Source organism: Fructobacillus tropaeoli, from assembly GCF_001047135.2.
Lineage (GTDB): Bacteria > Bacillota > Bacilli > Lactobacillales > Lactobacillaceae > Fructobacillus > Fructobacillus tropaeoli.
The window spans coordinates 24,828-37,504 of sequence record NZ_DF968087.1 but is presented as its reverse complement, the minus strand read 5'-3'; the positions used below and the strand labels follow the sequence as shown (position 1 = coordinate 37,504).

The following is a 12,677-nucleotide window of genomic DNA, read 5'->3' as shown; positions in this document are numbered from 1 at the left end:
CTTGCCTCACTCTTACCAGCGTTATAACCAGTCGTGTAACTTGGGTCAGTTGATGTTGCAGCAGTGCCGCTCTTGCCATCCGTGTAACCTGCCTTAGCAGCATCATATCCGGCGGCGGCGGCCTTGCCATCTACCGTGCTGTCATCTGGACGAGCACCACCGTTGACATAAGCTTGAGCTCCCTTGGCAGCATCTGCTTGGGCCTCAGTCAAGGCCTTTTGGTAAGCAACCTGAGCCACTGGGTTCATCGTCTTGATTTCATCAGATGTCTGGACGCTGTTGTTCTTCACATCGTTGAAGGCTGCCGTTGCGGCTGCTTGGGCTGCTTTTTGAACTGGATCAGTTGAAGTACTGTCATCCGTACCATTCTTGGCATCTTGATAACCCTTATTGAAGGAATCAATAGCGGCTTCTCCAGCCTTCTGACCACTTGTTGGGTTAGCAATCGTTTGACCATTGACCGCAGCGTTCAATCCGGCTGTATAGTCGCTAGCACCTTGCTTTTCGGCATCGCTGGCAGTAGTTGCTGGGCTTGTACCTGCCTTGGCATCGGCGATTCCGTTCTTGTACTGAGCCTGCAAGGCATCCATTTCAGTCTTGTAAGCATAGTTGGCCAGTGGGTCGGTACCATTCAAGCTGTCACTGGCATCTGGGTTTTGCTTAAAGGCGGCTTGCGCTGCTGTGATTTGCGTTGAAACAACCGTTGACTTAGCAGATGAAACGGTTGCGCTTGGCGTTTGGTTCGCCACTGTGGCATCAACGTAATTTTTATCATTGGTACCTGCTGCTACACCACTTGCCTGAGCATCATTTGGGCTCGTTGGTGTTGTAGCACCTGAAACGGCTTCAGCATAAGCAGTTTGGGCATCAGTATAAGCCTGTTCAGCGACTGATTCCACATCCTTATTTGCAGAGTAAGTTGTACTTGAACTCTTAGCTTGGCCATGATTATCGTCAGCATCCTGGATGGCCTTTACTCGAGCTGCAAGCGCATCTTTGACCCCTTGGCCATAGCTTACCTGGTATGGCGCATCTCCACTTGGTGCAGTAGTTGAAGTGCTTGCACCATTCTTTTCCACGGCCATAACCCCATCGTGATAGCCACTTTGGACATCATTATAGGTTGTTTGATCCGTCACACCACTTGGATTGCTTACACCATTTTGAGCATCGGTCAAAGCTTGCTTTGCTGCTGTACCGGCATTGTAACCCTTCATATAAGATGGGTTATTAGGTTCACTTGGCGTGCCGCCGCCTTGACCGGCCGCATAACCAGCTGGATAGCCAGTTTGGGCATCCTGATAGGCCTTGGTATAAGCATCTTGATAAGCTTTTGACTGAGCTGAATTATCGGCTGGCTTCTTGCCTGCAATACCATCAGCTGCTCCGGCTTTTGCACCGTTATAAGCATCCTGTTCTGCTTGCGATGCATTCGTTGTGGGCGCAGTCTGGTCATTATAACCGCTCGTCTCACTCTTACCGGCGTTATAACCCGCCATATAGTTTGGATTATCAGTCGATGCTGCAGTCTTGCCACTCTCACCGTCACTATATCCTGTCTTAGCATCATTATAGCCGGCTGCCTGTGCCTTGCCGGTTACTGTACTTGTATCCGGACTATCCTTACCATTGACAAAGTCTTGAGCACCTTGCACGGCATCCGCCTGTGCTTCTTTAACTGCCTTCTGGTAGGCAACTTGGGCCACTGGATTCATCGCATTAATTTCATCAGTGGTTTTAACTGACTTGTTTATTACGTCAGCAAAACCTGCACTGGCAGCCGCTTGAGCGGCCTTTTGCACTGGATCACTCGAATTACTATCATCCGTACCACTTTGGGCATCTGCATAACCCTTCTTGAATGAATCAAGGGCATCTTCTCCAGCTGTATTACCACTGGTTGGATTGGTAATGGTCTGACCATTGACCGCCGCATTCAATCCAGCCGTGTAGTCACTAGCCCCCTTCTTTTCAGCATCGCTGGCAGTGGTTGCTGGGCTCGTTCCAGCCTTACCATCGGCAATTCCGGCTTGGTATTGCTTCTGCAAGGCATCCATTTCGGCCTTATAAGCGTAGTTGGCCAGTGGATCAGTGCCATTCAAGCTGTCACTGGCATCTGGGTTTTGCTTAAAGGCGGCTTGTGCTGCTGTGATTTCACTTGAAACCACCGTTGGTTTATCAGATGTAACCGTCACATTCGGTGTCTGGTTAGCTACTGTTTCGTCAACATACTTTTTATCATTGTCAGCTGTTGTAATACCACCTTGCTGAGCATCATTTGGACTCGTTGGTGCACCACTACCAGAAATTTCGGCAGCATAAGCACTTTGTGCATCCGTATAAGCCTGTACATTGCTATTCGCTGAATAACTATGACTCGAACCCTTGGTTTGACCATGGTCATTTTCCGCATCCTGGATAGCTTGAGTTCGCGCACTAGCAGCATCTGCCAACGCCTGATTATAGGCTGCTTGGTATACCGGGTCAGCTGATTTTGATGATTGAGTATTGTTTGATTTTGCAGCCGATGCTCCGTCTGCATAAGCATTCTTCGCATCGGTGTAAGCTGCTGAATCATTGGCAGAACTCTCTTGATTTGTACCGTTCTTAGCATCGTCTGTTGCTAACTTAGTTGACTGACCAGCATTATAGCCGGACGTATAGGCTGAATCATAAGATGTATCAGGTGATGTAGCTGATTTACCAGCATCCCCATCAGCAAATCCTTGTTGGGCACTAGCTTGTGCTTGGCTTGTGATGTAAGAAATCGTATCAGTACCAGTAGGTTGGGCAGTACCATTCTTAAAGTTTTGAATACCCGCTGCTGCGGCCTTCTGACCATCGCTATAACCCTGTGCAAAGGAAGTTTGGCCGGCAGTTGATTCAGCATCAATCCCCGTTGGTGTCGCACCCTTGTTATTCTTATAGGCGTTCAAACCATCTTGGTAAGCCGAAACGCTCACGACCTTTGAATAACCAACCTCTTCATATTGGTTTAAGCCACTGTCCGATTCACTCTTCAATGCAGCATAAGCACCGTACTTAACGTAGCGATCGAAGGTAGCATCTGTTGTTCCACTATCGGCTGGCAAAGATTGTGCATTTGTAGTCTGTGCTTCAGTGCTAGACGAACCGTTAGCCGTAGCCGCTGCAACCGCCTGCTTAGCAGTATTGTACCCAATCTGAGCTGCAGTCAAGTTATTCATGTGGCTGGCAGTAGCATTTGGTAATGACTGTGACAAACCACCATTAATTAATGACTGGCCATATTCAAAACCAGCAACTTCAGCCTTGGTAGCATTGCCATCCGGATCATCGGATGTCGGACTAACCGTCATAGCCTGGTTATAGCCGGTTAATGCAGCATTGTAAGAAACTTGCTGGTCTGCACTCAAGGCTTTGTAGTTCGGACTAGAAGTGGTACTAGAAATATTACCAGCCTGTTCATCTTTAATAAAGGCTGCCACCCCTTGGGCATCTTCGTATCCTTGAGTCTGTGCTTTGGTTGCGCTAGTAGATAACGAAGCAGTTGGGTTGCTTAATGCGTTGGTGTAAGCCGTATTATATTCGGTTTGAGCCCGTGTATAATCTGAGTTCGTTGAATTATTTTGGCTCAACTTTGCATCGTGCAAACCTGTGTCATACGCGGCAGCATTATAACCTTGGGTAAAGGCGGTTGGGTTACTTGAATTTTTGTAGGCATCCGTCTGGGTGTAATCTTGATTAGCAGTCTGATTTGAATAAGCCTTATAACCAGCTTGAGCACTAGTATAGCCGGCCACATAATCATCGTTTGTCTGCGTATTAAATGGCTCACTACTCTTTTGGGCGCTGTTATTGTTTTCGGCATCCGTAATACCGTCTTGGATACCACTCTGACCCATAGTTGTTGAGCCAGTAGCAACCACCATGTCGCCATTAGTTGTATCCTGTGTCACTTTGCCAGGATTGCTTGGATCTGCCTTAAATCCTTCCTCAGTAGTACTGTAAGCAGAAGGAGTCAGAATCGTGCTGACAGAGTTAATCCCATAATGGAAACGCATACCGACATAATCGGTCGATGTCCCAGCTGGAATATTATAACTAACCTTCAAAAGGCCACCAGTATAGCCTTGCGTTGAGACCGAGGTCGTGTAGGTATAAGGGTCAGCGGATGAATAAGCATCCGTCAAATTTTCCCCAGTAACTTTATTAGTCAAATCATCATATTTCGATCCACTTGTTCCAGTGGCCACGCCAACATAAAGAGGACTATTGTTTAATTCTGCATAATTGGTTAATTTAACAAATCCTGTAACGGTAGTCGAGCCATCAGAATTTGATGTCTTAGTCAACGGACCAACAACCTGAACAGCAGGCACATCCGCAATATCCAAGGTATTACCAGATATTTGTCCAGTGACTGATTTTCCATTCAAATCAGTTCCGGTATAGGTCGTAGACCCTGATGGCAAGTTAAAGTAATACAAATACTGCTTAGTTCCATCACTTTGTGTAATGGCACTGTATAGGCAGTAATAGCACCACCGGTCGCTGTATCATTCGTTCCAGCTGTTGTTTGGAAAGACTTGGCCGCGGTCGGCTTAATCATGATCACGTGTGTCCCACCAACAGAGTTAATGTTGATTGGGCCATAGTAAGGAACGCCGGCATTTGAATCGGAATTCGTAATACCAATCTTCAAACTACCCTTTGAACCGACGTTAAAACTACCGTTATTAGGGTTGGCAACAATACCGTAATAAGAAGTTAAATTATTTGAAGAGGGAATACTGTCCACAATGGCCTGTAGCAACCCGCCATTAAAGACGTTGATGACGTTGTTTGAGTGGTACAGGTCAATTGGTTCGTTGTAGGAACCAGAGACTCCATTTTCTCCTTCATAGTTTAAAGAACCACCATCAATGTTAATCGTGGTATTTCCATTAGCAAAAACACCACCTGCAAGGACGGTTGAATTACCATTTTAATGACCGGGAATAATGTTAACGGTCGCATCCTTCTTGATGTTCAAGGAAGCGTTATTACCCATCAACATAATTCCGAAAGCAGAACCATCTTGGCTATTTTCAGGGCCTTGACCTCGTGGCACTATTGTCATTTTGGCTCCAGTATCAACTGTAAAGTTACCTTGAACAATAATACTGTTACCACCGACAACAGGTGAAGTCGTCCCAAAGTAATGGGCACCAGCTTGCAAGATGAAGTTGTTAACTTCCAAGTTTTCCTGATTTCCACCACCTTCAAGGGGTACATTTGACTGGAAAGGCGAGTTGTAAATGGCCGAGTTATTATTGGGCGTAATAACGTTAACATTACCAAAGAAGTAGGCATCATTACCACCAGAGCTTAACAACTCTGAACCAACATAATTCAAATTACCGTAGTGAATAGCTGCTCCACCAACCGCGCGGTATGGACCATAATAGTTAGCCCCGTACAGCGTTTGGAAGTTTTGTACATAAAGGTCTTTCACATTATTGATGGTGTAATCCATGCCGTGGTAATCCATCATGTGGTTTTGACCATCAATCGTGAAAGTACCGACGTTAGCATTCGTTGATTGATCATTTTCACCGTTGCTGACATTCTTGAAGTCAACATCATTTGCTAAGCGGATTGTATTGATTCCACTGGCAACATTTCCGCCACCACCGATACTAGCATTCCCTGTCAAAACAGCCGAGAACTGATTCCCATTTTGAACATAAGCAATCCCATTTTTAGCCTGGTTGACGACATCGTTGTATCCTTGGTCGTAGTAAGTATTGCCAGTCGAAGAGGCAGCAACGGCAGTATTGCCCTTGTAGTTATTGCTGCCATCAAAGTATGCATTCATCGCAGCAACAGCACCACGATAAGCCTGGTCATAGGGATTACTTGTATCATTCGCTGCACTAGCGAGGTACTGGTCCTTGGCTGCGCCATTAGATCCAGAATAAATTCCTTGCCATTTTCCACTTTCGGCATCTTCCTGACCTAACTGACCAAAGGCGTAGGCCACACCAGCATCAAAACTGGCAGCCAAATTAGTATCACTTTGGTAACTAGTCCGTGCATTGACGATTGATGTCGTTTGGCTTGTTGGAATACTAATAGAAGAGGATGTTTTAACAGAAACGTTTGTTTGAGAAGCCAGATTATTATTTAAAGTAGTTTCATACGTGCTAGCACTAGCAGAGGCTTCTTTCGGGTTATCCGCTCCACCTTGGTTGACATCATCGGTGCTACCATCTTGTTGTGGTTTTCCACTGGTATCATTTGTTGTGGTGTGCGTGGTTCCATCATCATTCTTCTTGGAGGCGGTATTGCCATAGTAGGTATAATCTTGTGTTCCCGCTCCCTGTCCTTGAGTGGCAGCATTGTAAGCTGCCAATGCAGCCTGAGCACCACTGTAGGCGGCGTTGTAGTAATTTACCGCCTGACCCAATTCAGAAGAAGAAGCATTAGCTTTCCCTTGAAAGGCGTCTTCCATCCCCTGTTGGGCTGCGGCTTGTTCAGCAGGTGTCTCAGATTCTGAGGTTGACGATGCCACCACATCGCTTGCCCCAAGATTAACTACAGGTGTACTTCCTAGACTAGCAGTTGCCACGTTCGTTGAACCAAAATTGTTTGTTGTTGAACCCGAGTCGCCCGTGGTTGCAGCTGAATTACTTGCCGCTGAGCCTGAATTACTGGTGGCTGTGGTAGAGTTGCTTGCCACTGAGCCAGAATTACTGGTCGTTGCAGTAGCTGATGCGCTTGCAGACACGCTTGTTGAAGCACTCAGAGATGTACTTGTCGATGCGCTAACAGACGCACTTGTTGAAGCACTCGTCGATGCACTGGTTGAAGCGCTGACAGACGCACTTGTTGAAGTACTCGTCGATGCACTTGTTGAAGCACTCGTCGATGCACTGACAGATGTGCTTGTTGAAGTCACCGAACTGCCACTAGACGAACTGCTTGGGGTTTGCGAGGTTGTTGTAGCAGCAGGTTGTGTCGTGGTATCAGCCGAAACTCGTTGGACGGCCGTGACACCTGCTAACAAACCAAAACTAGCCAATGAGACGACAACCCATTGGCTCATCACCTTTCGCATGATTTTTTTATCTTCTACTTTTCGAAGAGTTCTCTTGTTATATAACATAAACACTGACCTTTCTTCCTACCCTTAATGTGGTGGAAAACACCGGACTTAGAAATTAGTAAGTATCAGCACCGTTCTTATTGTTGGCTATTCATGCTAAAACAAATTTTAAAGCTTCTAAAAGCGTCTTAAATTAAGCTAAGGCAGCCCTCAAAATGGATTGAAATTTGATTGGTCACTTTCCGCTTCCTTTCTAATTTAACTTTCGCCTGCAATATACGATAAGTGTTGAAATTCACAGAAAACAAAACAAACAGTACAGCGTATTTATATTGTTTTTGTGCCCTTATATTAGCACAAGCGTTTCTTTTATATAAAATAATTCTAATTACTTTCTAATAATTATTTTTATGACATTTTTTTGAAGTAAACTAATCTTTAAAAATTATTAAAACTGTTTTCTTTAAAAAACGGACTTATTTTTTACTAAATTAAAACGAAAAATGGCACTGTTCCTCTTATATAGAAATAAAAAAGTCGAACGCCGTTAAGAGCCGTTCGACTTTTTCTATTTTCCCTTTTGTTTCCTTCTCAAATTAGAACAAAGAATTTATTGTCTAAATCACACTATTTTTTAACGAGAATTTTTCTAATTTGACGTCTTTATATGACCATCGACTAATTCATAAATCCGATCAGCATCTTCTTTTAACCGTAAATCGTGTGTCACAACGACCACGGCCTTATTTTCACGCTGGGCAATTTCTTGAAAAAGTTGCCCAACTTCCGCCACTCGCTCGCTATCCAAAGCGGCTGTTGGTTCATCAGCCAAGATAAAATCAGGATCCGTGTACAAAGCCCGAGCAATCGCCACCCGCTGGGTTTGCCCACCAGACAGCTCACCCGGATACTTGTCCAATAGCTGCGTAATTCCAAGCCGCTTTAAATAATCATCCATGACCGCTGGCGTCAGATTCTGTGTCTTTTTAACCTTATCCACCAGACTAAATTGCTCCTGCACCGTCAGGTAAGGTACCAAATTATAGGACTGGAGCACAAATCCAATATGATCAAGACGGAAACGGTCGGCTTCTTTACCGGTCAATCGACTAAGATCTTGATCATTAATCAAAACTGACCCATTAGTTGGACGCTGTGAGCCACCCAAAATCGTCAGCAGGGTACTTTTCCCAGAACCTGATGGTCCCAAAATTAATGTGAGCTCACCACGGTTGGCGACAAAGTCGACGTCCTGCAGTGCCTGAACCTGATTTAACCCATGACCGAAGGTCTTATTCACTTGTTTTAATACTAAACTTTCCATGCGCTTACCCTCCAATCACTGTTACTGGGTCAATTTTGGCAATCAGCCGCATCGGAATCACGGCGCCCAAAAGGCCCATAACGACTAGGGCCAAGCCTGTCAAACCAATCAAATTGAAGTTGAAGAACATTGGCACCGCTGCCGGCATAATGGCGCTCGTACCGAGAGCCAAGCCCATACTGATAACGACCGCCACGGCCATCATCAAAACCGTTTGCGACAAAGTATTCAGGACTAAATAGCTAACCGGAATTCCCTGCGCCCGCAAAACGGCAAAGTTTTCCATCTTCTGCACCGTCAAAATGTAGAGGAAAATGGCCACAATCACAACGGAAATCAGAATCAAAAAGGCAATCATCAGCACAAAAGTCTTATTTTGCGCACTGTAACCCGGCATCTTCTCAAACAAGGCTGCCTTCGTTGCCACCTGCAAATTGCCCCCACTCACGGTCAGCTTTTGGCGGCTAACGAAACCGGATCCAACAAATTGATTCGTGGTCCCCTTAATGGCTGCCCACTGCGACCGGTCACCATAAACAATTGGCGCCATATTATATTCCGCATTTTTGGCAAAGCCGACCACCGTTAGGGGCTGACTTTGCAAGCCTAAGGTTATTTTTTGCCCCAACTTTATCCCCTGATCGGCCAATTTGCTAGAAACGACCACTTCATTTTTCGATTGCCACAAACGGCCTTTTGTCAGTGAGATGGTTTGGGCCACCTGACTATTTTTACTAAGGCCAACAAACATTGCCGATTCACGCTGGCTTCCCTGCTTTAAGATACCTGGGGTTAAGGCGAGTAAATCAGCCTGCTTTTCCCCAACCTGATTTGCATCGGCTTGGGTTAGCAGGGACTGACTCAGGTCGCCGTTGGCATCTTTGCTCAGCACCACTGATTTCGTCTGCCAACTATTCACCGCCGCCGTATTTTCGTTGGCCAACCCGAGCGCCAAAGCACTCAAAATAAAGATTAAGTAGGCAATCATCGCGATAACCGCTACCACCAACCCATAACGCAACTTTTCTTTTTTAATTTCATGCCATGCTAAGAACATCTTAAGCCTCCTGCTTGTGCCAACCGGCCAGGGCATCCAATAATGATAGAATCTGTTCCTTATCGGTCGGCGCTAAAAAGTATTCCCGAATCAAGTGATGGACGGCAACGTCGGCCAGCCACTGTGGCAAATCAGCAGTCGCCTTATCCCAGTTTGTGCTGCTGGTTTCCTGATGATGAGCAGCCAAAATGGCTTCATCAACAACGTAATAGTTGCTCAAAAAGGCGTAATACGGATTTTGCTCGACTTGGTCAATAAAGGACCTAGTCGCTTGAAACGGGTTATCCCCAACAAAGCCCTCGTGAATCGTTGCCATCACCTGGCTCAGGGTGTATCGGTAGGCATCGTCCAAGTCAGTAAAGTAAGTATAAAAGGACCCGCGAGCAATTCCGGCCGCTTTCACAATATGGTTCACATTAGCATCCAAGAGCGAATAGGTCGAAAATTCTTCTAAAAGAACCTGACTGATTTTTTCCTTTTTAGCTGCATTTAAGTTTAAAAATGTTGCTTTTGGCATTTTTGTATCTCCTTGTAATGACACTGTGTCATTTCTTCACTCCCCAGTTTACTCATTTATGACACCATGTCAACATATAGACAATAAAAAAATCCCCAAAGGGATTTTTTGATAATGAAATTAGATAACATCCAAGTGCGTTTGACCACTCTTAACAAAGCCCATCTTCAAGAAGACGCGGTACATCAAGAAGGACATCAAAGCAGGCAAAGCAACTCCGAAGACCAAGAAGGTTCCCAACATTTCGGGATTCTTCGTTGCCAAATCAAGTGGCACGATCAATGAAGTCAAGCCCATTCCTGCCAAAGAGAATGGTACTGTCAAATGGAAGGCAACCGCGGCGATTGGTGCACAGACAGCTGCTGAAACAACTGGTGGCACAAAGAGCCATGGATTGCGGACCAAGTTTGGGAATTGGATTTTAGGCGTCACAAAGGCTTGTGCGATAAAGGTTCCTGGCTTGTTTTCGTGGAAAGACATTGCAGGATAAGCCGCAAACATAGCAGCCGTTCCAACTAGCATAGCACCAGCACCCATTGGTGAACTAACACCGGTTGCACCGATGGCCACCGCTAAGGCAGCAGATGAAGCCGGTGTCATCAAGAAGACCGCGAACAACATGGCAACCAAGGCCGTTCCAACAACTGGGCTCCAGCTAACAGTAGCAGCGATGCCCTTTCCCATGCCAACCAAAAGTGGTGTTGTCACACGAGCCAGGTAGTAACCTGAAACAGTTCCAACTAATGTTGTTAATGCCGGCACGATAATCATATCCAACGGTGTCTTACCGGTCAGCCATTTTCCAAAGAGAACGGCCACCACACCGGCCATAACAGCTGAAATTGGTTGTCCTGTCGTCAAAACGATTGAACCTGGTGCTTGAACACTCGCAAAGCCAGTGACCGTTGACAACTTCATCGTTGAAGTCGTGAAAAAGGCTGCGTTAGCCCCAACTGTTGAAGCGGCCATCGCCGAAAACATGACCATGGTATTGGTCTTTAACTGTGAGGCGATTGCCACACCAAAGGCTGCCGGCAACATGACCTTAGCAGTCAACCCCAATTGCACTAACACTGGCCAATGAGTCAACCCACCAATCGACTGCATCAAGAATCCCATTCCCAGCGTGACCAGGATGGCATTTGAAATCGCCGCACTGACGTTATAAACCTTCTCTTTTAATGTTTCTTGATCCTTTGGAGCTGTTTCAACAGCTGTTTCTGATTTCTCAAAGTCCAAAACGTCTTCTTGAACTTTGTCTCCCGTTACTCTTGCATCCATATGCATCACTCCCCTTTTCTTCTCTTGACCAATCACAAATAAAAAAGGTCCTAACGCTAAGCGTTAGGACCTTCAACACTCAGTTACTAAGAACTAGTAACTGGTGCACTTAAAACCAACCTACTAGTTTAATTGTTTAGTAAGCTGACAATAATAATGACTTGTGATTGGGCCTGATTTGTTTGCATTAACTTGTACATGATCATCACCCTCTTTTCTTTCTGCTCTTCTTTATATGATAAATTAATTATAACATTAGAATTTGATTAGTCAACACTAATTTTTATCATTTCATTAAACCATCTCCAGATGGGTCTGACCTGACTTGATCCAACCAATCTTACGCATGATGCGATACAAGATGAAGGAAACCACAACTGGTACCGCCACCCCGAAGGCCATGTATGCAGCAAAGACTGTCATCCCCTTACCGAAAAGTGCCAAAGGAACGATGAAGGAGTTAAAGCCAATTCCTGCCATTGCAAATGGTACGCTAATATGGAAACCGATTGTTGCAATTGGTGCCGCAATCGCTGCGCCTACCATTGGGGGAATCAGCAACATTGGGTTCTTAATAATATTTGGGAACTGAATCTTCGGCGTAACGATTCCTTGAGCAATCGTTGCTCCAATCTTATTTTCATGGAAAGACATTGCTGGATAAGAAACGAAGACAGCGGTCGTACCAATCAAAATGGCACCAGCAGCTTCAGGTGAACTAACACCGGTCGCACCAATCGCTACCGCTAAAGCAGCGGCAGAAGCAGGCGTCATCGTCAAAGCCCCGAAGACCATGGCCACGCAGGCTGTTCCAATAACGGGGTTAACTGCAATACTTGCTGTAATCATTTCACCCATCTTAACCAGGATTGGTGTGGTCACAATGGCTAAGTAGTAACCGGATACCGTTCCAACAATCGTCGTCAAGGCTGGCACAATTACCATATCCAATGGCGTTTTACCAGACAACCACTTGCCAAAGAGAACAGCAATCAAACCGGCCAAAACGGCTGAGATTGGTTGACCAGTCGTGATCACCGTTGAGCCAACTGCTTGTGCACTCGAGAAACCTGTGACCGTCGCCAACTTCATGCTTGAAGTGGTGAAGAAAACGGCGTTTGCGCCAACTGTTGAGGCAGCCATGGCTGAAAACATCACCATCGTATTCGTCTTCAATTGTGAAGCAATCGCAGCACCAAAGGCGGCTGGCAAAATGATTTTTGTGATGGATCCCAACTGAATCATTGGTGCCCAGTGAATGAAGCCGGCAATTGTTTGCAACAACAAGCCCATCCCCAAAGTCACCAAAATGGCGTTGGAAACTGCTGCACTAACGTTATAAACCATCTCCTTCACGGACTCTTTGTCCTGCTTACCTTCATTTTGATTAACCACTGTTGCTTCGGCTTTCTCAAAATCAGCTACGTCT

The 12,677-nt window shown here is 45.7% G+C and carries 9 protein-coding genes; 1 reads left to right on the top strand and 8 read right to left on the bottom strand.

Annotated features, from left to right (window positions below):
• From AOQ32_RS07090 to AOQ32_RS07080, 3 genes are all read right to left on the bottom strand, one after another.
• Nucleotides 1-4,469: beta strand repeat-containing protein (locus AOQ32_RS07090; protein WP_148666531.1), on the bottom strand; the 4,469-nt coding region annotated here is incomplete at its 3' end.
• Nucleotides 4,415-4,780: a hypothetical protein gene (locus tag AOQ32_RS07085; RefSeq protein WP_148666530.1), complete on the bottom strand. Its 366-nt coding sequence runs from the start codon at nucleotides 4,778-4,780 to the stop codon at nucleotides 4,415-4,417. The genes AOQ32_RS07085 and AOQ32_RS07090, both read right to left, overlap by 55 nt.
• A gap of 186 nt (nucleotides 4,781-4,966) precedes the next feature.
• Entirely contained in the window at nucleotides 4,967-6,592 is a 1,626-nt protein-coding gene (locus tag AOQ32_RS07080) for a hypothetical protein (RefSeq protein WP_158531879.1), read from the bottom strand.
• 43 nt (nucleotides 6,593-6,635) lie between these two features.
• On the opposite strand from AOQ32_RS07080, the gene AOQ32_RS08680 reads away from it, so the two are divergent.
• Nucleotides 6,636-7,157 (top strand): hypothetical protein, encoded by a 522-nt coding sequence (locus tag AOQ32_RS08680; RefSeq protein WP_158531878.1) that lies wholly within the window; start codon nucleotides 6,636-6,638, stop codon nucleotides 7,155-7,157.
• A gap of 561 nt (nucleotides 7,158-7,718) precedes the next feature.
• On the opposite strand, the gene AOQ32_RS07070 is transcribed toward AOQ32_RS08680, so the two are convergent.
• The 5 genes from AOQ32_RS07070 to AOQ32_RS07050 form a co-directional block, all read right to left on the bottom strand.
• Nucleotides 7,719-8,393, bottom strand: a complete 675-nt coding sequence (locus AOQ32_RS07070) for an ABC transporter ATP-binding protein (RefSeq protein WP_059394203.1) — start codon at nucleotides 8,391-8,393, stop codon at nucleotides 7,719-7,721.
• A 4-nt stretch (nucleotides 8,394-8,397) separates the two neighbouring features.
• The gene (locus AOQ32_RS07065; RefSeq protein ID WP_059394202.1) at nucleotides 8,398-9,450 is read right to left on the bottom strand and encodes an ABC transporter permease; all 1,053 of its coding nucleotides are present in this window, start codon (nucleotides 9,448-9,450) and stop codon (nucleotides 8,398-8,400) included.
• Nucleotide 9,451: 1 nt separating this feature from the next.
• Complete coding sequence (locus tag AOQ32_RS07060) at nucleotides 9,452-9,967, bottom strand: TetR/AcrR family transcriptional regulator (RefSeq protein ID WP_059394201.1); 516 nt, start codon at nucleotides 9,965-9,967, stop codon at nucleotides 9,452-9,454.
• A gap of 120 nt (nucleotides 9,968-10,087) precedes the next feature.
• On the bottom strand, nucleotides 10,088-11,248 hold the full coding sequence (locus AOQ32_RS07055; protein WP_083994461.1) for a PTS sugar transporter subunit IIC: 1,161 nt from the start codon (nucleotides 11,246-11,248) through the stop codon (nucleotides 10,088-10,090).
• A 294-nt stretch (nucleotides 11,249-11,542) separates the two neighbouring features.
• Nucleotides 11,543-12,595 carry a PTS sugar transporter subunit IIC gene (locus tag AOQ32_RS07050; RefSeq protein ID WP_083994462.1) on the bottom strand — a complete coding sequence of 351 codons (1,053 nt, stop codon included), beginning with the start codon at nucleotides 12,593-12,595 and terminating at the stop codon, nucleotides 11,543-11,545.
• Nucleotides 12,596-12,677 lie beyond the last annotated feature (82 nt).